This is a genomic window from Propioniciclava soli, assembly GCF_038502305.1.
Classification (GTDB): Bacteria; Actinomycetota; Actinomycetes; order Propionibacteriales; family Propionibacteriaceae; genus Propioniciclava; species Propioniciclava soli.
Map to the genome: position 1 here is coordinate 3,416,662 of NZ_CP115965.1, position 22,177 is coordinate 3,438,838.

At 71.4% G+C, this 22,177-nt stretch carries 21 protein-coding genes; 5 read left to right on the forward strand and 16 right to left on the reverse strand.

All coding sequences use genetic code 11. The features are described from left to right. Position 1: 1 nt before the first annotated feature. From PCC79_RS15455 to aat, 6 genes are all read right to left on the reverse strand, one after another. Complete coding sequence (locus PCC79_RS15455; protein ID WP_342372360.1) at positions 2 to 1,618, reverse strand: hypothetical protein; 1,617 nt, start codon at positions 1,616 to 1,618, stop codon at positions 2 to 4. Further along, positions 1,615 to 3,963, reverse strand: coding sequence for a polysaccharide pyruvyl transferase family protein (locus tag PCC79_RS15460; RefSeq protein ID WP_342372361.1), 2,349 nt, complete (start codon positions 3,961 to 3,963; stop codon positions 1,615 to 1,617). Before PCC79_RS15460 ends, PCC79_RS15455 begins: the two co-directional genes overlap by 4 nt. 52 nt (positions 3,964 to 4,015) lie before the next feature. Continuing rightward, positions 4,016 to 6,952 (reverse strand): pectinesterase family protein, encoded by a 2,937-nt coding sequence (locus PCC79_RS15465; protein WP_342372362.1) that lies wholly within the window; start codon positions 6,950 to 6,952, stop codon positions 4,016 to 4,018. A 114-nt stretch (positions 6,953 to 7,066) separates the two neighbouring features. Next, positions 7,067 to 7,993, reverse strand: coding sequence for an S-layer homology domain-containing protein (locus PCC79_RS15470; RefSeq protein ID WP_342372363.1), 927 nt, complete (start codon positions 7,991 to 7,993; stop codon positions 7,067 to 7,069). 135 nt (positions 7,994 to 8,128) lie between these two features. Then, the gene (locus tag PCC79_RS15475) at positions 8,129 to 8,983 is read right to left on the reverse strand and encodes a DNA-formamidopyrimidine glycosylase family protein (RefSeq protein WP_269778998.1); all 855 of its coding nucleotides are present in this window, start codon (positions 8,981 to 8,983) and stop codon (positions 8,129 to 8,131) included. 45 nt (positions 8,984 to 9,028) lie between these two features. Next, positions 9,029 to 9,706, reverse strand: coding sequence for a leucyl/phenylalanyl-tRNA--protein transferase (gene aat / locus PCC79_RS15480; protein ID WP_232547181.1), 678 nt, complete (start codon positions 9,704 to 9,706; stop codon positions 9,029 to 9,031). An 82-nt stretch (positions 9,707 to 9,788) separates the two neighbouring features. Between aat and PCC79_RS15485 the strand changes: the two genes are divergently transcribed. After that, positions 9,789 to 10,463, forward strand: a complete 675-nt coding sequence (locus PCC79_RS15485) for an EcsC family protein (RefSeq protein WP_232547180.1) — start codon at positions 9,789 to 9,791, stop codon at positions 10,461 to 10,463. A 17-nt stretch (positions 10,464 to 10,480) separates the two neighbouring features. Here the strand turns inward: PCC79_RS15485 and PCC79_RS15490 are convergent, their stop codons facing one another. The 9 genes from PCC79_RS15490 to cls all read right to left on the reverse strand — a co-directional run bounded on the left by PCC79_RS15490 (position 10,481) and on the right by cls (position 19,062). Next, on the reverse strand, positions 10,481 to 10,699 hold the full coding sequence (locus PCC79_RS15490) for a PF20097 family protein (RefSeq protein ID WP_232547179.1): 219 nt from the start codon (positions 10,697 to 10,699) through the stop codon (positions 10,481 to 10,483). Positions 10,700 to 10,738: 39 nt separating this feature from the next. Next, entirely contained in the window at positions 10,739 to 11,365 is a 627-nt protein-coding gene (locus PCC79_RS15495) for a metalloregulator ArsR/SmtB family transcription factor (RefSeq protein ID WP_232547178.1), read from the reverse strand. Between the two features lie 123 nt (positions 11,366 to 11,488). After that, complete coding sequence (gene alr, locus PCC79_RS15500) at positions 11,489 to 12,658, reverse strand: alanine racemase (RefSeq protein WP_425325643.1); 1,170 nt, start codon at positions 12,656 to 12,658, stop codon at positions 11,489 to 11,491. Further along, positions 12,636 to 13,286, reverse strand: a complete 651-nt coding sequence (locus tag PCC79_RS15505) for a DUF4282 domain-containing protein (RefSeq protein WP_342372364.1) — start codon at positions 13,284 to 13,286, stop codon at positions 12,636 to 12,638. Before PCC79_RS15505 ends, alr begins: the two co-directional genes overlap by 23 nt. Before the next feature lie 20 nt (positions 13,287 to 13,306). Next, positions 13,307 to 13,753 (reverse strand): hypothetical protein, encoded by a 447-nt coding sequence (locus PCC79_RS15510; RefSeq protein ID WP_232547171.1) that lies wholly within the window; start codon positions 13,751 to 13,753, stop codon positions 13,307 to 13,309. A gap of 166 nt (positions 13,754 to 13,919) precedes the next feature. Continuing rightward, positions 13,920 to 15,404 (reverse strand): dihydrolipoamide acetyltransferase family protein, encoded by a 1,485-nt coding sequence (locus PCC79_RS15515; RefSeq protein WP_342372365.1) that lies wholly within the window; start codon positions 15,402 to 15,404, stop codon positions 13,920 to 13,922. A gap of 10 nt (positions 15,405 to 15,414) precedes the next feature. Beyond that, complete coding sequence (locus tag PCC79_RS15520; RefSeq protein ID WP_342372366.1) at positions 15,415 to 16,392, reverse strand: alpha-ketoacid dehydrogenase subunit beta; 978 nt, start codon at positions 16,390 to 16,392, stop codon at positions 15,415 to 15,417. Continuing rightward, entirely contained in the window at positions 16,392 to 17,507 is a 1,116-nt protein-coding gene (gene pdhA / locus PCC79_RS15525) for a pyruvate dehydrogenase (acetyl-transferring) E1 component subunit alpha (protein WP_342372367.1), read from the reverse strand. The genes PCC79_RS15520 and pdhA overlap by 1 nt, the downstream gene beginning before the upstream one ends. Positions 17,508 to 17,595: 88 nt before the next feature. Further along, the gene (gene cls / locus PCC79_RS15530) at positions 17,596 to 19,062 is read right to left on the reverse strand and encodes a cardiolipin synthase (RefSeq protein WP_232547167.1); all 1,467 of its coding nucleotides are present in this window, start codon (positions 19,060 to 19,062) and stop codon (positions 17,596 to 17,598) included. Positions 19,063 to 19,272: 210 nt separating this feature from the next. Here cls and PCC79_RS15535 point away from each other — a divergent pair, with 210 nt between their 5' ends. Further along, positions 19,273 to 19,419 carry a hypothetical protein gene (locus tag PCC79_RS15535; protein WP_232547166.1) on the forward strand — a complete coding sequence of 49 codons (147 nt, stop codon included), beginning with the start codon at positions 19,273 to 19,275 and terminating at the stop codon, positions 19,417 to 19,419. Positions 19,420 to 19,488: 69 nt separating this feature from the next. Here the strand turns inward: PCC79_RS15535 and argF are convergent, their stop codons facing one another. Further along, on the reverse strand, positions 19,489 to 20,490 hold the full coding sequence (gene argF / locus PCC79_RS15540; RefSeq protein ID WP_342372368.1) for an ornithine carbamoyltransferase: 1,002 nt from the start codon (positions 20,488 to 20,490) through the stop codon (positions 19,489 to 19,491). Positions 20,491 to 20,584: 94 nt separating this feature from the next. Between argF and PCC79_RS15545 the strand changes: the two genes are divergently transcribed. Genes PCC79_RS15545 through PCC79_RS15555 form a run of 3 tightly spaced genes read left to right on the forward strand, consistent with a single transcriptional unit; the run spans position 20,585 to position 22,162 of the window. After that, on the forward strand, positions 20,585 to 20,968 hold the full coding sequence (locus tag PCC79_RS15545) for a phage holin family protein (protein WP_416046537.1): 384 nt from the start codon (positions 20,585 to 20,587) through the stop codon (positions 20,966 to 20,968). After that, entirely contained in the window at positions 20,968 to 21,447 is a 480-nt protein-coding gene (locus PCC79_RS15550) for a low molecular weight protein-tyrosine-phosphatase (protein WP_269778957.1), read from the forward strand. The genes PCC79_RS15545 and PCC79_RS15550 overlap by 1 nt, the downstream gene beginning before the upstream one ends. A gap of 10 nt (positions 21,448 to 21,457) precedes the next feature. Further along, on the forward strand, positions 21,458 to 22,162 hold the full coding sequence (locus PCC79_RS15555) for a response regulator transcription factor (RefSeq protein WP_232547163.1): 705 nt from the start codon (positions 21,458 to 21,460) through the stop codon (positions 22,160 to 22,162). Positions 22,163 to 22,177 lie beyond the last annotated feature (15 nt).

Genomic DNA, 22,177 nt, shown 5'->3' on the forward strand with positions numbered 1-22,177 from the left:
TCTAGGGCCGCCGCACCGCCCGCACGCGCGGGGGCCGGGCCGTCCCGCGCAGCAGGTCGGCGACACCGCCGGCGACGAAGGCGCGCGACGGCCACTGCCGGTTCCGCGTCCAGAACCAGTGAATGATCGCCGCCAGCACGAACCACTGCACCGCGGTGCACAGCGTGTCGCGGACGACCACCGCCCCGAGGAACAGCATCTCGTCGCTGAACCCCACGGTGCGCCCCGTCACGTAGGCCACACTCAGCGCGGTGCCGCGCAGCACGAGGAGCCAGTCGAGGCGGTTCGGCACCATGAGCGCCAGCGGCACCCAGACGATGAGGTCGTACCACGCGAGCGTGTACGGCGACGTCACGAGCCAGGCGGTGCACAGGATCACCGCCGTGCGGAGCGCGATGGTGAGCGGATCCCGCTCCGCCGGGCCGATGGCCCCGGGGGCGGGGTGCCAGGGCAGCACGCGGGAGAGCATCCAGGCGATCACGACCAGCCCGACCCAGGCGACGGCCGCGGTGATGCTGAAGGCGGGCCCCGGGCCCAAGATCCAGGCGAGCACCTGGTACAGCCACGGCGCCCAGGAGCCGCCCGACATGTAACCGGTGTTGCGGCCCGCGGCGAGCAGCGCCTCGGGGGCGAACACCCCGTAGAGGATGGCGATGGGCAGCAGGGCCCCGGCGCACAGGGCGACCACCTTGCGCCAGTCGTGCCGGTAGCCCCAGATGAGGGCCAGACCGTAGAAGACCAACGACACCTTGACCGCGCCGCCCAGCCCAATGAAGATGCCCGTGACGAACGCCGAGCGCCGCACGAACCACAGCGCGATCACGGCGAACACCAACGTGAGCGCCTCGTTGTGCGCGCCGGCGATCACGGCCCAGATCAGCAGCGGGTTGAGGACGGTGAACAGCACCGAGCGTGTCTGCACCGCGGCGTTGCCGTGGGCCAGCTTGATCATCACCGCGCAGATCACCAGGAACGGCACGGTGTTCATCACCTGCAGCCAGAACACGACCGCGTGCATCGAGTCACCGCCCAGCAGGTTGGCCAGCCATTGGGTGGCCGACGCGATCGGGCCGTACACGCTCGGCGTGTCCTGCCACGGCCGCTCGGTCCACACCAACACCGGGTCGTAGGACTGCCGGAAGATCTCCGCGGGCGTGATCTGGTACGGGTTCAGGCCTTGGCGCTGCAGCCGGCCGTAGGCGGCATACATCAACACATCGGCGCTGGTCAGCGGCGGCACCAGCGCGGTGCCCACCGTCAGGGCCGCACCGAGGCCGAACAGGCGATGGATGGACGGACGCCAGCCCAGTTCGATCGCCCGCCAACACACGAGCAGACCGACCGCCCCGACCAAGAGACCCACCCACAGCGCGGGCACCACGACCCACTCCGAGAGCGGCAGCCCGAGGCGCTCCCCCACCTCGGTGGGGATGAACCAGGGCGGCAGCGGGCTGGACGCCGGCCCGACGTTCAACGTGACCGGCGACGGGCCCAGCAACCCGACCACGATCGTGGTCAGGCAGCTCGTCACGATGAGTCGCAGCCCCAGGCGTCCGTCGTGGGTCCAGCCGCGCTCACCGAGGTGGCGCCACCGGGCTGCCGCCCTGGCGGTGCTCACGCCGGTGGGGTGACCAGGTCGACGTAGCGGTACATGAAGGCCGCCATGGCGTCGCGCAGCACCGGGGTCACCGGTCGGTACGTCCGGTCGGGGTAACCGGTGGAGATTCCCGCGTCGTACATCCACGCCATTTCCGCGTAGAACTGGGTGTCCGGCGTCACGTCGCCGAACGGCGAGACGTCCCGCGCGGGGTAGCCGTCGAACCCGCTCCGCTCGCTCAGGCGGGAGAAGAAGGCGGCCATGGCGTCACGGTTGACCGGGGCGTCCGGCCGGTAGGTGCCGTCGCCGTACCCCGTCGTGACGCCGGTTGACGCCATCCACTCAATCTCGCGGAAGAAGGGGTGGGAGCGGGGCACGTCGGTGAAGGTCGGGGTGGCGGGCAGGGTGACGTCGGGGCTCCCGGACAGGCGATGGAGGAAGGCGGCCATCGCGCCGCGTTCCACCGGCTCGAAGGGGCGGTACGTACCGTCCGGGTAGCCCGTGGAGATGCCTGCCCACGCCGTCCAGTCCATCTCGGTGGAGAACTGGAGCCCGTCGTAGAGGTCGCTGAAGCCGAAGCCTGCGGCGCAGTCACGGCCGTACAGCGAGGGGGTGTAGAAGTGCTCGGACGGATTCGAGGTGTCCCAGACGCGGAAGGCGCCCCGCGGGGCCGTGGCCGTCACGACGGTGGGTTCGGCCGGGTCGTCGGTGACGGGCACGTCCACCGCCACCTGATCCGCGGGCAGCGCGTCTGGGGCGGTGAGGGCGTAGCTGCCGGCGGCGTCCGCGCCGGTGACGTTCACGAACGCCAGGGTGACGACCGCGCGCGTACCCACGCACTCGACCCGGTAGTCGGTCAAGATCACGCCGTCCGACAGGAGGGATGCCGCGGCGCCGGATGCCACGGTCGAAGCGGCGGCCATGGGGCTGATCCGCGTCGCCGCCGTGGCCGGCGGGGCCGGCACGACCGTCAGGAGGCTGACGGTCACCAGCCCGGCCGCGAGGCCGGGGAGGGAACGCTGCATGGGACTCGCCTTCTCGAAGGGGTTGGTGCCTCGCACGCTAACAAACAACGCCGGGGCCGGGGGCCCATCTTGTGAGCCCCCGCCCCGCAGCCGGCGATAGAGGCGGCGGGCGTCCTGGCGGCGGCTGCGGAGCCAGTGCCGCGCCAGCTTGCGGCGCCGACCGTGGTCCGAGCCCAGCGCGTGGGCCACGTCGTCCCACCACTGCGCGTGCACGGTGGCGAGGTGGGGGGCCGGAGTGGCGCTGCGTTCCAGCGGCGCCAGCCACGACGACCGGACGGTGGGGGCGGCGATCAGGTCGTCGAGCCCGATCACGGCCGGCTCCCTGCCGACGCGCCCGAAGGCCCCCTCAATGCGGACGCGCCCGTACTCGTCCGGCACCACGGCCAGGACGCTCACCCCGTCGCTCAACGCGAACACGACCGGGTGGTAGCGCGAGGTCAGGACACCCCGGGCGCGGGCCGCCACCGCGGCGCTCTCAAGGGCGGACGCCACCGGCGCCAGCTCGTGCCCCACGGTCAGGTGCGCCGCGATCTCGGCGTGGAAGGCCTCGTCGCCGTCCCCCTCACCCGGCGTGGCCATGTGGGGCACGAAAAGCACCGGCGCCCCCACCCGGCGCGCGGCCGCGTCCAGCAGGCGGGCGTAGGCGCGGGCCGCCGCGTCACGCTCGACGCCCTCGGGCGCGGCGAACGTCGCGGCCAAGGGCGCCGGACGCCGCTCGGGCACCGGCACGGGCGGGTCGGGCAGCTCGCTGGCGTCGTCGAAACACGGCCGGAGCCCCGGGTGGTCCGGCGTCAGCTCCCGGGCGAGGCGGAGGGAGGCGTCCTCCCGCAGCCCGACCAGGGAGGCGTTGCGGAGCAGGTTGGCCAGCGTCGAGCGGTCGGCGTCCGAGAGCTCCGGACCGAGCGTCTGCCCGCCGATGACCACCTGCTTGCCCAGAGCGACCGCGATGTGCGCCATCGCCGCGCGCTCGTACAGCAGCCAGCCGTAGCGGGAGTTCATGTTGCCGCCCCCGGCGATGAACAGCGCGTCGACGCCGCGGAGCGTCTCGATCACGCCGAACACCTGGTCGTGCGCGGGCAGCACGTCGGGCTGGCCGGCCATGACGGCCTTGATCTCGGCCAGGTAGCGCTCGCGATCGACCGGCGGCCAGGGGAACACCAGGGTGCGCGCGACGTCGACCCCGGGGCCGAAGTGCCGGCGGGTGTGGTCGAGGTCGCGCGTCAGCAGCACGACGTCGGTCACTCCGCGGGCGCCCAGCTTGTCGAGGGCACCGTGCACCATGGCCTCGTCCCCGACGTGGTAGACGGGCTGACCGATGTCACCCTGGATCGCCACCCGCATCCGCCGCTCCTCCCCACCCACGTCGCGAGGAGTCTAGTGACGAATGCCCCGATCAGCCCAGAACGGGATCCCACCCGTCGGACCCGGCCAGGTAGGCCCGGGGTGTGGCGTCGGACGCCTCGGCGTCGGTCAGTTGCGGCCGGGTCGCCGGATCGACGATCGCCGCACCGGCGCCGGTGTTGCCGAACTCGGCGAAGCGGCCGTCGGTCCACGCCAGCGGGGTCATGTCGGCCCACGGCTGGGCCGTGCGGATCGCCGCCGAGAGCTCGGTGTTGCGGAACGTCACCTGGCCCCGGCTGTTGTACACGACACCGCCCTTCGTGTAGCCGTCACCCCAGCCGCGCCAGGGGCGTCCGAGCGACACCGTCCCGGCGGGCGCGTCGGAGGTCACCCTCGAGTTGACCACCAGGAACCCGAACGGGTTCTGGTCGGACGTGCTGGCGGCGGTGAGGTAGCCGTTGTTGGAGTTGCTGCCGCGGCTCAGCGCGTGGATCGTGCTCGCGTCGAACACCGCGGTCGCCCGGCCGAAGATGAAGTCCACGTCGCCCTCGATGTAGGAGTCGTAGAAGTACACCCGCGACACGACGTCGGCGTCCGGGGAGTTGGCGAGCAGCGTGTCCTGGTTGCCGAGCAGCCGGACGCCGGTGAACACCAACCGGTCGCCGGTGGTGTGCAGGGCGACGGCCTGCTCGGCCTGGTAGTCGTGGGCCGCCTCGTCGAATGCGTTCTCGATCGTCAGGTCGCGCACCGTCACGTCGCTGCCGGTGATCTTCACGCTCTGGCTCTTCGACGTGCCCAGGGTGCCCCCGCCGGCGGTGGGCGTCCCCGAGGCGTTGTCGTAGGTCAGCACGACATCTGCGGCCTTCCCCGTGGTGCCCAGCAGCGTGAGGTGCGACTGCGCCACCGTGACCAGCTCGTGGTACACCCCGGGCTTGATCGCGATGACCACCGGGTCGGACGCCGTGCCCGGTGCCGTCGCGTCGAGCGCGTCCTGCACCGTCGTGTAGTCCCCCGAGCCGTCGGCGGCGACCAGCACGTCGTGCGCCGGCAGGACGGCCCCGACCGGCGTGGCGGTGACCGCCGCGGAGGGCGCCGACGCGTTGCCGGCGGCGTCCACCGCCGTGACCACCCACGTGTAGGCCGTCTGGTTCACGACCCCGCGGTCGCGGAAGGAGGTGTCGGTGAGATCGGTGGCCACGGCCGTCGCCGAGGCGAGATCCACCGGACCGGCGCCCTCGACGCGGTAGAGGGTGTAGCCGGCCAGGTCGGCGTCCGTGACCGGCTGCCAGGTCAGCACCACGCTGCCGTCGGACGCCTCCGCCACCAGCCCGGTGGGGGTGGCCGGCGCCGTCACGTCGGCCGGGGCTTGCTCACCGGTCGGGTTCCACCCGTCGGGGCCGGCGAGGTAGGTGAACTTCGTGTGGTCCGCCGCCTCGACGGTCGTGAGCTGCGGCCGGTCGGCGTTCACGACCGCCCCCGGGCCCGTGTTGCCGTACTCGGCGAACCGGGCGTTGCGCCAGGAGAAGGTGCTGGTCATGTCGGTCCAGGGAGCCGGCGCGATGGCGTCCGGGAGCACCGTGTTGCGCACGACGACCTGGGCGATGGCCTGCGCGTCCCCGCTCGGCTGCCAGGGACGGCCGAGGTGGAACGTGCCCGCCGGCGCGTCGGAGGTGATGGTCGAGTCGGTGATGAGGAAGCCGTACGGCAGCGACACGTCGGTGCTGGCCGCCGTCACGTAGCCGTTGTTGCTCGTGCTGCCGCGGTCGCTCGCGTGGAGCGTGCTCCGGTCGAACACCGCGGTGCCCCGGCCGAAGATGAAGTCCACATCCCCCTCGATGAAGGAGTTCACGTAGTAGGAGCGCGCGAGCCGGCCCGCGGCGGGTGAGTCGGCGTACAGGGTGTCTTGGTCACCGAGGAGGCGCACCGTGTCGAACACGAGGCGGTCGCCCTGGGTCTTCAACGCGACGGCCTGCTCCGAGGCGTAGTCGTGGGCGGCCTCGTCGAACGCGTTCTCGATGGTGAGATTGCGCACCGTGACGTCGTTGCCCGTGATGAGCATGGTGGCGCTGCCGGTGGTGCCGTAGGTGCCGGAGCCGTCCGGCTTGGGCGTCCCCGCGGCGTTGTCGTAGGTGATGACCACATCGGCGGGAGACCCCCCGCCGCCCAGCAGGGTGACGTTGGAGCGGCGCAGTTGCACGACCTCGCGGTAGGTGCCGGGGCGGATGCCGATGCGCCACGCCGAAGCGTCGGACGGCGCCTGCGCGATGGCCTCGGCGACGGTGGTGACGTCGCCGGAGCCGTCGGCGGCAACGACCACGTCGGCGTCCGCGAGCGGGTCGGCGGCGAGCGGGCCCGGGCGGCCGAGCGCCGTGACGGCGCGGTACAGGAAGGCGGCGATGGCGTCGCGGGCGATCGGCTGGACGGGGCGGAACGTGCCGTCGGGCCACCCGGTGCTGATGCCGGCGTCGGCCAGCCATTCGATCTGGGTCACGTACTGGTTCTGGGATGCCACGTCGGTGAAGACGTCCCCCGATGCCGTGTACGAGGGCGCCCCCCAGGCGCGGTGGAGGAAGGCGGCCATCGCGTCCCGGTTCACCGGCTCGTAGGGGCGGAACGTGCCGTCGGGCCAGCCCGTGGCGATGCCCGACGCAGCCAGCCACTCGATCTCGCGGTAGAACTGGTTGTCGGGAGCCACGTCGGAGAACGTCTGCCCCGTGGGGGTGAACTCCGGCTCGTCGAACAGGCGGTACAAGAAGGCCGCCATGGCGTCACGCGCCACAGGGGCGTAGGGCCGGAAGGTGCCGTCGGGCCAGCCCGTGGCGATGCCACTGTCGGCCAACCAAGCAATTTCGGTGGCATACATGTTGTCGTCACCGACGTCGGCGAATCGCGATGCCGCCGAGGCCGGAGAAACACCCACCAGGGTGAATCCCAGTGCCACACTGAGCGTGAGAATGAGGGCGCGCAGATGCGCCCGAACGTTGATCATGAAGTTTTCCCCCCTTGGCCTCACGGGCCGTTGCGCCCATTGCGGCGCCACCCTCGACGCTACCGCGGCCCAGTTCGTTCCACACGTCCCCTCAAGGGGGGATGAATTGTTCGCTCAGCCGACGGTGACCCAGAGCGTCGCCGGCTCGGACACGACGCCGTACCGCGAGACCGCGATGACCCAGTAGTGCGTGTCGCCCGCCGGGGCGGTCGTGTCGGTGTACGTCGACTCCGTGACCTCCACCGGGCCAAACGTCGGGTCGATGTCGTTCTGCCCCCGATACAGGTCATAGCGGATGACGTCGCGCTCGGGGCTGGGGTTCCAGCTGAGCACCACGTCGGAGCCGGTGACCGTGGCCGTCAACCCGGTGACGGCGGCCGGGGAGTCCGGAAACAGCGGCGGGATGCCGAAGCGCTGCACGGCCCGGAACAAGAACGCGGCGATCGCGTCACGGGCGATCGGCGCCGTGGGCCGAAACGTCTTGGACCCGTCCGGCGCCACCCAGCCCGTGGTGATGCCCGTGGACGCCAGCCACTCGATCTCTGTGTAGAACTGGTTGTCAGGCGTCACATCCGTGAACGTCTGCCCGGTGGGCTCGTACACGCCGCCGTCGCAGTAGATGCGGAACAGGAACGCCGCCATGGCGTCGCGGTTGACCGGATCGAGCGGCCGGTACGTCCCGTCCGGGTACCCGGTGGCGATGCCCTCGGCCGCCACCCACTCGATCTCGTGGTGGAACTGCAGCCCCATGGGCACGTCGGAGAACGTCTGCCCCGGGGTGTCGAACTCGGGCGATTCGTGCAGGCGGTACAGGAAAGCCGCCATGGCGTCCCGGTTCACCGGGTCGAGCGGCCGATACGTGCCGTCTGGGTAACCGGTCGTGATGCCGGAGGCGGCCAGCCAGTTGATCTCGTTGAAGAACTGGGCGTGCTCCGGGACGTCACTGAATCGCTGGGTGGCGGCGTGCGCCGGCAACGCGGTGAGCACGGCCAACGACATGGCAATGAACGCAGCAATGAGCCGCGCGACAGACGATTTCATGGTAATTCCCCCCGCATCTCCAGCATGGAGACACATTGACCAGGCCCGTCCGGGCGCTGGAAAGGGAGTCTACGCCGCCCATTGCGTGGCGAAACGTCCCCGCACGGGGGAATCCTCCGCCCCCGCGGGTGGTTGCTATTTCAACAGCTTGGAAAGGCGCCGATCTGCCAAGAGCTTGCCGCCGGTCTGGCAGCCGGGGCAGTAGTTGAGGAAACTGTCAGCGAAACTCACCTCGGCGACGACCGTGCCGCACACGGGGCAGGGTTCACCCTTGCGTCCGTGGACGCGCAAGGAGGAGCGCTTGCCGTCCTTGAGCTCGGCCGGCGGCAGGCCGACGGCCCGCCCGATCGCCGCCGTGAGCTCCTTCCGCACGGCCGCGTACAGCGCGGACGTCTCCTCCCCCGTCAGGCTGCCGGCCAGTTTGAACGGGCTCAGCTTTGCCGCCTGGAGGATCTCGTCGGAGTAGGCGTTGCCGACGCCGGCGAGCAGCGACTGATCCTTCAGCAGACCCTTGATCTGGGTGCGGGCGTGCTCGGCCAGCACTGCACCGAACGCGGCCTCGTCGAAGTCGTCGGCCAGCGGGTCGGGCCCCAACCGGGCGATGCCCGGCACCTCGCCCGGGTCGGCGACCACGTACAGCGCCAGGTGCTTCTGCGTGCCCGCCTCGGTGAGGTCGAACCCGCCGGCGGGCTCCGCGACGAGGCGGAGGGCCAGGGGTCCCTTGCCCGGTTTGGCCGGGCTGGCGGGCGCCTGCTCGTACCAGCGCAACCAGCCCGCCCGGGCCAGATGGAACACCAGCCACGTACCGCTGACATCGAGGCAGAGGAACTTGCCGCGTCGCTGCACCGCGGTGATCTCCTGCCCCAGGAGGGCGGAGAGCGGGAGCGTGAACGTCTTCAACGCGCTGAAGGCGGCGAGCTCGGCCCGCGTCACCGTGGCGCCGACCAGCCGCTCGGCCAGGAACGCGCGCAGCCCCTCCACCTCGGGCATCTCGGGCACGGCCACCACCCCTTCGTCCTCGACGTGGCGACCAGCCTAACCTGCCCCCCAGGCGGGGGCCGGCAGGTCGAGGGCGTCGGCGAGCAGCCGGAGGTAGTCCACCCGGTCGACCTCCACGGCGCCCAGCGAGGCGAGGTGGCCCGTGACCCACTGCACGTCGAGCAGCCGGCCGTCCACCCCGTCGTCCAGCACCTCGCACAGCCCGAGCAGCGCGACCTTGGAGGCGTCCCGCCCGATCACCGGGTCGTGGAACATCGACTCCCCCGCGAAGAGCCCTCCGAACCCGACGCCGTACAGCCCCCCGGCCAGGTCGCCGGCCGGCGTCCAGGCCTCCACGGAGTGGGCCACGCCCAGCCGGTGCAGCTCGGTGTAGACGCCGACGACGGCCTCGTCGATCCACCCCAACGGACGCGACGGGTCGGCACAGCGGGCGATGACCTCGTCGAAGGCCGCGTCCACCGTGACGCTGTACCGCTTCGCCGACTGGCGCAGCGACCGGGTGACGCGCACGTCGTCCAGCGGGAGGATGCCGCGGTGCACGGGCGACCACCAGCCCATGGCGTCCGGCGGCAGACCGGCGTCGTGCAGCGGCATGGGGAACGCACCCGCCAGGTAGGCCTCCGCGACCAGGTCGGCGTCGAACTCGGACGACAGGGCGATGAGGTCCTGGTCGGGCCATTCGCGCCACGGCCCGAAGACGCCCGACAACCTCATGGGCGCAGTGTGGCACCGGTTCAGGGTCGCATGGGGGAAGCCCTCGTTGGGCGGACGCCGGCGTTGCGCCTAGCCTTGGGCCATGGCCAACGCACGGGACGTCAGCAAGACGCTGGCGGCGCGCGGCCCGGAGATGGGCGGCAACGTGCTGCGCCAGCTCCTGGAGACCGCGATCAACGGGATGGGGGTCGTGCCCGGCGCGAAGGCGACGGCTGCGAACCACCTCGTCAAGCGCAACGGCGTCGAGGACGCCCTGGACGCCCTGGTGCGCACGCATGTGGGGCTCGCGACGGCCCAGGGCGTCGTGACCAATATCGGCGGTCTCGCCACCCTGGCGGTCGCCCTGCCGACGAACATCGCCGGCGTGGCCGTGCTGCAGATCCGCCTTGTGGCCGCCATCGCCCACCTGCGCGGCTACGACATCGACTCCCCCAGCGTTCGCACGGCGCTCACCCTGTGCCTCATGGGGGCGGAGGGCACCCAGCGCCTCATGGACGCGGACGTCCTGCCGGCCAGCCCGCTCGTGATCGCGACCGCACCCGTGTTCGACGCCTCCCTCGACCAGGTGGTGTGCGAGAAGGTGTTCGCCGAGCTCGCCTCCCGCATCGGGGGCCGGCACGCGGCCGTCCTCATCGCTCGGCGCATCCCGCTGATCGGCGGCGGCGTCGGCGGCACCCTGGACGCCTTCAGCACGCTGGCCGTCGGCACCTACGCCCGCGAGCAATTCGTCAACCGCCGGCGGATCACCCAGAGCTGAGGGGCTGACTCCTGGACTCAGGTGGGGTCGTCCTCGCCGTAGGCGATCGTGACCAGCTCACACGCCCGGCACAGGTACCCGGGTAGCGTGGCGGCCCCGAAGATCGACCGGGCGACCCGCACGTCACCCTCAGCAAGCGAGGCCAACAGGCGCCGCGGTTCGCGAACCCAGGCCAGGTGGCCGGTGGACTGGACGAGTCCCTCCTCCATGACCTTGCCACACCGGGGGCAGTTCATCGGCGGATCCCTTCGTCGGTTCGATGAGCGGTGCATCTGTCAGCCTGCCACAACGCCACGGACCAGCTGACCGAGCCACGCCGCCTCACCGGCGGGCACCTCCTGGGCCTCGTTGGCATCACGGTCGGGCACGTCAGGGTTGACCCAGTAGACACCGCCCTCACGCGCGAGGTAGCGGTAGTCGACGAGTTCGCGGCGGAGGAAGGCGACGTCGTCGTGGGCCTCGCGCAGGAGCGCGTTGACCTCGGCCTCCGCGTAGCGCCGCCCCGGCTCGAAGCGGCGCAACAGCTCGAGCAGCACGCTGACGCGCGCCTTGCGCTTGGCGGGGATGCTGCGCAGGCGCGGCCCGTCGAAGAAGATCCGGACGTGGCGCGCGTGGTCGGGGTCGGCGATCGGGGCAACCGTGGCGGTCGCCGCGGGCGCGGCCGCCGCGTCCAGCAGACCGGCGTTGAGCGCGTAGAGCCGCCGCGTGCCGTCCGGGGTGACGCGGACGATGCCCACCTCCACCAGGCGCGCCATGTGGTGGCTGATCGTCGGCGCGCCCAACCCGAGGGCCTCGGCCAGCTGGCGTCCGCTGCGCGGCTCCTCGGCGAGCAGCCCGAGGATGCGCAGTCGCGTGGCGTCCGCGATGGTCTTCAACAGGTGGACACGTGCGTCCAGGTCCATGGGTCACTCCTTCGATGTGCATCGAAGTTTAGGAAGCGGCGTCCCGTTTGGCAAGGGTCTCCATCCCGTCGTGCGGCCTTGAGGTGACCGGACTCGCAACCACTCTCCGGCCACCGACGGCACTCAGCTGTGGCCCGTGACCGTCCGACCCACCCTGGCTGCCACCAGGCAGGTGACCTCGTAGGTGATCGTGCCCATGAGGTCGGCCAGCTCCTGGGCGGTGATCGCGTCCGAGCCCTGCTCCCCCAGCAGCACGACCTCGTCGCCCACCTGCGCTGAGGCGTCCGGGCCGAGGTTGACCATCGTCTGATCCATGCACACCCGGCCGACGACCGGGCACGACCGGCCCCCCACCAGCACCCGGCCGCGGTTCGAAAGCTGCCGGCTGTAGCCGTCGCCGTACCCCACCGGGATGGTCGCGACGATCGTGTCGGACGCCGCCGTCCACGTCCGGCCGTAGCCGACCGTCTCCCCCGCCGCCACACGCTTCACGAACGACACCCGCGTCGTCCAGCGCAGGGCCGGCCGGAGGTCGACGGTGGGGTCGGTCGTGGGGTCGGGCAGGTTGCCGTAGACCATCACGCCGGGCCGCACCAGGTCGAACCACGTGCCCGGGTGCATCAGCACGCCACCGGAGTTGGCCAGGTGAACCAGCTCCACCCGCCCGCGGGCCGCGGCGACGGCGTCCGCGACCGCGGCGAACCGCGCGGTCTGCTCGTCGGTGAAGGCCCGGCCGTCCTCGGTGTCCGAGACGGGTAGGTGGGAGAACAGCCCCCGCAGGTGGAGGCCGGCGGCGTCCGCGCGCCGGGCAAGGTCGGGCGCGGCGTCCGGTGGGCAGCCGATGCGGCGCATGCCCGTGTCCACCTTGAGGTGCACCGACGCCGGAACCCCCGCCTGGGCGGCGGCCCTGCTCACCTTGTCGAGGGTGTCGGCCGAGGCGACGGTGAGGTCGACTCCCGCCCGGACGCAGGCCAGGGCCGCGGCGTCCGAGACCACCGGGCTGAAGATCAGCATCGGCAGGCGGACGCCGGCCTCCCGGAGTTCGAGCGCCTCGGCGGCGGTGGCGACGCCGAGCCAGTCCGCGGCGGCGGCCTGATCGATCATGCGGGCGACCGCGAGCGCGCCGTGGCCGTAGGCGTTCGCCTTCACGGCGGCCAGCACCAGCCGGTCGCCAACGCGGGCCCGCACCCCGGCGAGATTGTGCCGGATCGCCCCCAGATCGGTGGTCGCCGTGCTGGTGGACGCAATGTTGGTGGACGCCGCGGCCATGTCAGGCGGCGGAGGTCCCGGCATCCGAGGAATCCCCGGCATCGTCGGCCGTGCGCTCCGCCCGCTCGTGGGTTCGGATGAGGGCGAGGACCCCCTCCAGACCCGCGCGGACCAAGCAGATGCCCAGCAGCGCGGGCACCCAGCCGAACAGCAGGGTGAGGAAGGGCGAGGCCATCGCCACGGGGTACCCCTGCAGACCGTTCAGCACGTCCCCCAGCCAGCCGCCGACGAACGCCACGATCGCGAGGATGTAGATGGCCTTCGCCGCAGCGGGCGTCGCGTACGTGGCGAACGAGAAGTCGAGGAGGCCGCCGAGAGCGTTGCCCCGCTGCGACGGTGTCGGCGCGGGGCCATAGGCTGCGCCGCCGGCGTAGGCGCCCGGAGCGTAGGGCTGCTGGGCGGGGCCATTCTGCGGCGGATACGTGGCCGGGGGGTAGCCGGGCTGCGGCGGGTGGGGTGGGTAGGGCGCGGATGGCGCGCTGGTGGGGTAGGCCGAGGCCCCGCTCGGCGGGGGCGGAGTGTGCGACGGCGCAGCGTAGGGGTTGACGGCCTGCGGAGGTGCCGGCGGTTCGTCACCCGGCGCGGGGGGGGGTGGGGCCCAGGGGTCCGGATGGGGTTGGGAGCGCTGCCAGGGGTTGGGGTCGTCCGACATGGCGTCCATTAGACCAGAGGTCACCGGGGGCCGTCGTGGCGACGCCGGGCCTCGTCGAAGGCAGCCCTGAGGTCGGGCCGGGCGCGCAGCGCGTCCGCCAGGAGTTGCTCCTTGCGGCGCAGCCGCAGCACCGTGGGCAGCATCCCCGTCGCGATGACCGCACCCGCACCACCGAGGCACGCGGCCAGCACCAGGCGCCCGGCGGCGTCCAACTGCGGCGCGATCAGGGCGAACGCAACCGCGAGGAGCGCCAGGAGCACGGCCAGGATCGTGAGGGTCGAACGCAACAGGTGCGGCGGCCGCACGGGCGCGCCGCGCGGCAGCAGCACCGGATTGCGCCGGAGCGTGCCGGACATCCACCAGGCTGTGGCGCCGAACAGCACCGTGGCGACCCAGCCCACGACCCCACTCGCCCAGCCGCCCGCGAACCCGGACGCCCCCGCGACGCATCCGCCGACCGCCGCCACCAGGGCCCACCCGGTCGCGACGGCCGCCGCGTCACGCTGCCCGAGGCGCTGGGCGTGGGTCTGGGCGACGTAGTTGCCTTACCCGGCGGTCTTTCCCATCCTCGTCATGCCGTTCACCTCCTGACGCTTCCCCGCCGTGACGGAAGCCGACGTGTGGTTGGCCGACTCAGTAGAGCAGCGCCAGGCCCGGATCGGTGAGGATCGTGGCCACGTCGGCCAGGAAACGCGACGCCTGCTCCCCGTCCAGCACCCGGTGGTCGATCGACAACGTGAGCTTCGCGACCGACCGGATGACGATGCGCTCGTCCGCCCCCTCGCCCACGACCCACGGTCGCCGGTTGAACGTGCCCAGCAACAGGATGGCCGACTCCCCCGGGTTGAGGATCGGCGTGCCCCCCTCGACGCCGAACACGCCGACGTTGGTGATGGTGAACGTGCCGTCCGCGGCGTCCGCCGGGGTGATCCGGCCCTCCCGCACGGTCGCGACCAGGTCGTTCAACGCCTGGGCGAGCTCCACCAGGTTGAGCTCGTTGGCGCGCTTGATGTTGGGCACCACCAGGCCGCGCTGCGTCGCCGCGGCGATGCCGAGGTTCACGTCGGGCCGCACGACGATCTCGCCACGCTCGAGATCCAGCGTGCCGTTCACGTCCGGGTGGCGCTGCATCGCCAGGCACACGGCCTTGGCCAGCACGAGGATCGGTGAGATCCGCAGCCCCGCGAACTCCCGGCGTCCCCGCAGCTGTTCGATCAGCTCGACGGTGTTCGTGACGTCGACGTCCATCCAGACCGACGCCTGCGGCACCTGCAGCGACGCGGTCATCGACTGCACCATCTGCCGGCGCACGCCGCGCAGCGGGATCCGGGTGGTCGGACGCCGCCCCCCGGCCTCCCCTGCTGCCGCCTGCGCCACGTCGTTCGGCGTGATGCTGCCACCCGGGCCGGTGCCGGCGACGGTGGCGAGGTCCAGCCCGAGATCGCGTGCGAGCCGGCGCACGGCTGGCTTGGCCAGCGGACGCCCCACCGGGTCGGTCGGTGCCACCGCCGCCCCCCGGGCCCGCGCCTCGGACGGCTGCGGCAGCGGCGGCTCGGCCGGTTCGTCGTCGATGGGGCTGGTGTAGTAGACCTCGTCCACCTTGTGGGCCGGCGTCTCGTCCAGCCCGTACGACTCGTTGACCTGCCCGCCCTGCGGGCCCGCGTCCGGCCGGGCGACGCCCTTGCGCGGACGCCGCGTGGCTGGCGCCTGCGCCGCGCCGTAGCCCACGAGCAGCGCCCCGGACGCCTCCGGCGCCGCATCACCGGCGCCCGCGGCATCCGTCGCTGACTCGGTCTGGGCCTCGGCCGGTTCCCGGGTCGCGGACTGTCCCTCGGACTCGGCCCCGGTCGTCGCCCCGTCCGGCGGGTTCTCGCCCGGGTCGTCCGCGTCGACCACGGTCATGATGACGCTGCCCACCTCGACCACGTCGCCGACCTCGCAGCGCAGCTCACCGACGACGCCCTCGAACGGGCTCGGCAGCTCGACGACGGACTTGGCCGTCTCCACCTCGACGACAACGTCGTTGATCTTCACGGCGTCCCCGGGCGCGACGTGCCACGCGACGATCTCGGCCTCGACCAACCCCTCGCCGGGGTCGGTCAGCTTCATCTCGAACATGCGCGGACTCCTAGTGGGCGAGGCTGCGGTCGACGGCATCCAGGATGCGGTCGAGGTCGGGCAGGTAGGTGTGTTCGGCCTTGCTGGGAGGGTACGGCAGGTCGTGACCCGTGACGCGCAACACGGGGGACTCCAGCGCGTAGAAGCACCGTTCCTGGATGCGGGCGGCGAGTTCCGCGCCAATGCCGCCGGTGCGGACGGCCTCGTGGACGACGATCGCGCGCCCGGTGCGCTCGACGGAGGCGAGGACGGTCGCGTCGTCGAGTGGCGCGAGGCTGCGCAGGTCGACGACCTCGACGCTGCGGCCCTCGGCGGACGCGGCCAGCGCCGCCTCGACGCAGGTCTTCACCATCGGCCCGTAGGTGAGCAGGGTCACATCGTCGCCCGTCAGCACGGTGCGGGCGGCGTCCAGACGCAGTGGGGGCTCGGACAGGTCGACCTCGCCCTTCTCGTGGTAGCGGCGCTTGGGCTCGAGGAAGATGACGGGGTCGTCGTGCGCGATGGCCTGCTGGATCATCCAGTAGGCGTCCAGCGGCGTCGATGGGGTCACGACGACGAGACCGGGGGTGTGAGCGAAGTACGCCTCCGGTGATTCGGAGTGGTGCTCGATCGCGCCGATGCCCCCGCCGTAGGGGATCCGGACGACCATCGGGATGCTGAGGCGTCCCATCGACCGAAACCGCATCCGCGAGACCTGGGACACGATCTGGTCGAACGCCGGGTAGACGAAACCGTCGAACTGGATCTCGACCACCGGACGGTAGCCGCGCAGCGCCAGGCCGAGCGCCGTACCGACGATGCCCGACTCCGCGAGCGGGGAGTCGACCACCCGCTCCGGCCCGAAGTCGCGCTGCAGGTGCTCGGTGATGCGGAAGACGCCGCCGAGCTTGCCGATGTCCTCCCCCGCCAGCAGCACCTTCGGGTCGGCCTCGAGGGCACGGCGCAGGCCGGCGTTCAACGCCCGCGCCATCGTCATCTGCTCCCCCATCAGGCCTCCTCGAAGGACGCCTCGTAGGCGAGCTGATCCGCCCGCTGCGCCACGAGGGCGTCCGGCAGGGTGGCGTAGGTGTGGGCCCAGAGGTCCTCGAGCTTCGGCACCGGCAGCGCCAGGCAGCCCTCGCGGATGCGGACGCCGAACGCGTCCGCCTCGGCGTCGAGGGCGTCCAGCCACGCCTTGTCGATGGCCCCCTGCCCGAGCAGGTAGAGGGTGAGCCGGGCCACCGGATCCTTGGCGCGCCAGGCCTGCTCCTCCTCGCGCCGGCGGTACTTGGTGGGGTCGTCGGACGTGGTGTGCGCGCCCATGCGGTAGGTGAACGCCTCGATGAAGGTCGGCCCTTCGCCGCTGCGGGCGCGGTTCATCGCCCACTCGGTGACGGCCTGGACGGCGAGCACGTCGTTGCCGTCGACGCGCACCGCCGGGATGCCGAATCCGCTCGCGCGCTGGTAGAGCGGGATGCGGGACTGCAGGGCGATCGGCTCACTGATCGCCCACTGGTTGTTCTGCACGAAGAAGACGGTCGGCGTCGCATAGCTGGACGCGAACACGAGCGCCTCGTTGACGTCGCCCTGGCTGGTGGCGCCATCGCCAAAGTAGACGACGACCGCACCGTTGGCGTCCGGATCGTCGTTGCCGACCAGGCCGTCGCGCTGCAGGCCCATGGCGTAGCCGACAGCGTGGAGGGCCTGGGTGCCGATGACGAAGGAATAGAGGTGGAAGCGGAGAGCCTGGCTGTCCCAGTCCACCATCGTGGTGCCGCGGAAGGTGCCGAGCATGGTGACCGGGTCGACGCCCATCATCATGGCCACGGCGTGCTCGCGGTAGCTCGGGAACACCATGTCGTGCGGGCCCACGGCAGCGCCGGACCCCACCTGGGCCGCCTCCTGGCCGAGCATGGGCACCCAGAGCCCCAGCTCCCCCTTGCGCTGGAGTGCCGTCGCCTCGCTGTCGAATCGCCGCGCCAGCACCATCGTGCGCAGATGGTCGACCAGGACGGCGTCATCGTGACGCCAGGTGAACCGGGCGTGATCGACCCGCTGCCCGGTCGGCGTGAGCAGCTGGATGAGGTCGGCCGCATCCGGTGCCGAGACGTCGCGCGTGTCCATAGCCAAGATTCTACAGTTACGTAACCGTAGGTCACCAGTCATGGTCCGCCGCTGGCCACCCCTCGCCGTGACGTGGCGCACCCCGGCCTCACTGCAGCGCCGACGTCAGCCGGAAGACCGAATCGAGGTACCGCTGGTGCCACGGACGCTCGTCCCACGCCTCGCTAGTCAGCTCGATGCACTCCTCGCGGTACTCCGCCGCGATGCGCTGCAGCTCGTCCACCATGTCGCCCCCGTAGCCCAACAGGCTGATCTCGTAGTTGAGGCCGAACGAGCGCATGTCCATGTTCGACGACCCGACGACGCCGACCAGGTCGTCGACCGTGAAGAACTTGGCGTGCAGCACCGCCGGCTTCGGGTAGCGGTAAATGCGCACGCCCGCGTTCAGCAGCGCCCGGTAGTACGACGACTGCGCGTGGTCGACCATGAACTGGTCCGCCTGCTCGCTGACGAACAACTCCACCTGGACGCCCCGCATCGCCGTCGTCGTGATGGCGTTCAGCAGTGACTCGTCCGGCACGAAGTACGGGCTGCAGATCGTCAACCGCTCCTGGGCCAGGTGCATCAGGTTCACGAACAACCGCAGGTTCGGCTCGGTCTCGAACCCGGGGCCCGACGGTACGAGCTGGAACAGGTTCACCGGGCCCCCCACCGGCCGGTCCCCGATGTCGACGTGGCGCTCCGGCGTCGCCTGGTGGGTCTCGGTGTACCAGTCGACGGCGAACACCGCATCCAGCGCCGCGACGATCTCCCCGCTCAGCTCGACGGTCACCTCGTGCCAGTGCCGCCCGAGCTTCTGGTTCTTCCGAACAAGGTAGCTGGAGTCAATCATGTTGAGACTGCCCATGTGCCCCTCGCGGCCGTCCACGACGACGAGTTTGCGGTGGTTGCGCAGATCCGGGCGCCGCCAGCGTCCCCGCCAGGGCTGCAACGGCAGCATGAGGTGGGCGTCGATGCCGGCCGCGTGCAGGCGGGGCAGGAGCTGGCGGAAGCCGGGGTACTTGCGCGACCCGATGTGGTCGAGCAACAGCTTCACCCGGACGCCGCGGGCGGCCGCCGCCGCGCAGGCGGTGAAGAACGGGTCGGTCGTCGCGTCCCACGCGACGATGTAGATCTCGATGTGCACGTAGTGCTCGGCCCGTTCGACCGACGCCGTCATGCGCGCGATCGACTCCGCGTAGTCGCTGCTCAGGCCGCGATTCACCGAGGTCACCGCAGGCAGCGCGGTGAGCCGCCGGTTGAGATGGATCAACGACTCGAGCTCCACCGGCACGTCCACCCCCGCGGGCACGTCGGGCAGGTGGTCGGTGCGCGCCGCCATGAGTTGGTTCGCCTCGCGCTGGATCTCATGGCGTCGCCCGTTGATGAACGGGCTGCCGAGCAGGAAGAACAACGGCAGGCCGACCGCGGGGAGGAGCAGGATCAGCAGCAGCCACGCGTTGGACGACGACGGCCGCCGATTCTCCGGGACGACGCCGATCGCCCAGATCTTGATGAGGTACTCGGCCACCAGGAACACGGTCGCGGCGATCGTCGGGCCATCCCACGTCTGCACAGGGTCCATCATGACGGGCGACGGGGCGCCGCGGGGCGGGCCTTCGCGGGGCGAGTGGCGGTCCGCAGCGTCCCCACGCCCCACAGCTCACCCGAAAGGGCGGATTTGGCGGCGCGTCTGCCCGCATCCGCGGGCAGACGGCCACCAAGGGTGCCATGCTCGCGCCACCGGACAACCGTCCGGGAAAGGGCAACAGGAAGGAGCGAACTGATGGTTTCGCTGGGCGTCATCCTGCTCATCATCGGTCTGTTGGTGGACACCGGATTCCCGTTGACCACGATCGGCATCATCCTCATCGTCGTGGGGTTGATCCTCAACCTGGTTCCGATCGGCGGCAACCGCATCCGGGTCTTCTAGCGACCCCGACCCTTTCCCCCAGCAACGAGCGAGGCCCTCCGGCCTCGCTCGTCTGCGTTGCGGGGGGGGTCAGCAGCCCGACAGCGTGGCGACCAGCACGGCCTTGATGGAGTGAAGCCGGTTCTCGGCCTGCTCGAACACCAGGGACGCCTCCGAGTTGAACACCTCGTCGGAGACCTCCAGCTCCCGCATCCCCGTCAGATCGTGCACGATGCGCGCCGTGGAGGTGTTGAGGTCGTGGAAGGCCGGCAGGCAGTGCATGAACTTGGCCTCCGGCTTGCCGGTGGCCTCCATCACCTGGCGGGTCACCCGGTAGGGCGCCAACATGCGGCACCGCTGCGCCCAGACGCCCTTCGGCTCCCCCATCGACACCCACACGTCCGTGTGGACGAAGTCGGCGCCCTCGACGCCGTGCGCCACATCGTCGGTCACGGTGACGCGTCCCCCGGTCATGGACGCGATCTCCCGCGCCCCCGACACCAACCGCGGGTCGGGCTGGAAGGCCGCGGGGGCGACGAGCCGGACGTCCATGCCCATCATCGCGCCCATCACCAGCATCGAGTTGCCCATGTTGAACCGGGCGTCGCCGAGGTAGGCGAAGGCGATGTCGCTCCCGGGGCGTCCGGCCGATTCCACCATCGTGAACGCGTCGCACAGCGACTGGGTGGGGTGCCACTCGTCGGTCAGGCCGTTCCACACCGGCACGGAGCTGAACTCGGCCAGCGTCTCCACCGTGTCCTGGCTGTTTCCCCGGAACTCGATGCCGTCGTACATGCGGCTGAGCACGCAGGCGGTGTCCGCCGCGGACTCCTTGGCGCCGATGTGGGACCCCGCGGGGTCGAGGTACGTCGTGAAGGCCCCCTGGTGCCGGGCCGCGACCTCGAACGCCGCCCGCGTGCGCGTGGAGGCCTTCTCGAAGATCAGCGCCAGGTTCTTGCCCGCCAACCGCTGCCGCTCGGTGCCGGAACGGCGCTCGGCCTTCAGCTGCCGCGTCAACGCGACGAGCTGGTTCCACTCGTCCGGGGTGAAATCCACCTCCTTGAGGAAGTGGCGTCCGGCCAGGTCGATCACGGCGGGGCCTCTCTGTGGTGCCGGGGGGTCATCGGGGGCACCGGGGCCTGCGCCCCGGAGCCGCCATTGTTGCGCACATGGGAGGATGGGGGCCGTGATCATTCGTTTCCTGGTCAGCGCCCTGTCGCTGGGCCTCGCCACCTGGGTGCTGGACGGCATCTGGCTCGACGTCACCGACCGGCCGGCCGACGCCGTGCTCACCATCCTCATCGTGGCTGCCATCTTCGGGCTCGTGAACGCGCTGGTGAAGCCGCTCTTCGTGTTCGTCACCTCCCCCCTGCTGCTGATCACGCTCGGGCTGTTCCTCCTCGTCATCAACGCCGCGCTGCTCATGCTGACGAGTTGGGTGTGCGCCCAGATCGGCGTCGGGTGGGGTGTCACCGGCTTCTGGTCGGCGTTCTGGGGCGCCGTGATCGTGTCGGTGGTGAGCTTCATCCTCAACTCGTTCGTCGGCAACCGCGGGGAGCGGCACACCTGATGGCCCGCGACATCGAGGTCGTCTTCGTCTGCTGGGGCAACATCTGCCGCTCACCCATGGCGGAGCGGATGGCGCAGACGGCGGCCCGCGCCGAGGGTCTCGAGGGCGTCCGCTTCACCTCGGCCGGTGTGAGCTCCGAGGAGCTGGGCAACCCCATCGACCCGCGCGCCCGCGCCGTGCTCACGCGCCACGGTCACGACGCCGAGGGCCACCGCGCCCACCGCATCACCGCCGAGGAGATCGCGGGGGCCGACCTCGTGATCGGCCTGGAGCAGATCCACCTCGACCGCATGCGCCGCATCGCCCCGGACGCCGACCAGCTCGCCCTGCTCACCGACTTCGACCCGGACGCCGAGCCCGGCTCCGGCGTCGACGACCCGTGGTACGGCGGGCCCGAGGGGTTCGACACCACCATGGCCGCCATCGAGGCGGCCCTGCCCGGCGTGCTTGCGAAGGTGCGCGAGCTCCAGCACCGTTAGGATGACGCCCATGCACATCCTCGTGGTGGATGACGACCAAGCCGTGCGGGATTCGCTGAAGCGATCCCTGCAGTACAGCGGCTACGAGGTCGCGTCCGCATCCGACGGGGTCGAGGCGCTGGCCCACCTCTCCACACACCGCGCCGATGCGGTGATCATGGACGTGATGATGCCGCGCCTCGACGGCCTCGAGACCACCCGGATGCTGCGCGGCCAGGGCAACGATGTGCCGATTCTCGTGCTGACGGCGCGCGACGCCGTCGGCGACCGCGTCGACGGCCTGGACGCCGGCGCCGACGACTACATGGCCAAGCCCTTCGCGCTCGACGAGCTGATGGCCCGCCTCCGCGCCCTCACGCGGCGCTCGCGTCCGGAGAACGAGGAGCCGGGCACGGCGCCGGCGTCCAGCCAGGTGCTGACGTTCGAGGACCTGCGGCTCGACCTGGGCAGCCGCGAGGTGACGCGCGGCGAGGCGCGCGTGTCCCTCACCCGCACGGAGTTCGCCCTGCTGCAGACGTTCCTCGAGCACCCTCGCCGCGTGCTCGAGCGCTCGTGGCTCCTCAACGAGGTGTGGGGCTACGACTTCCCGACCACCGCGAACTCGCTCGAGGTCTACATCGGCTACCTGCGGCGCAAGACCGAGGTGAACGGCGGTTCCCGGCTCATCCACACCGTCCGCGGCATCGGCTACGTGCTGCGCGAGACGGCGCCGTGAGCGCGGCCCCACCGT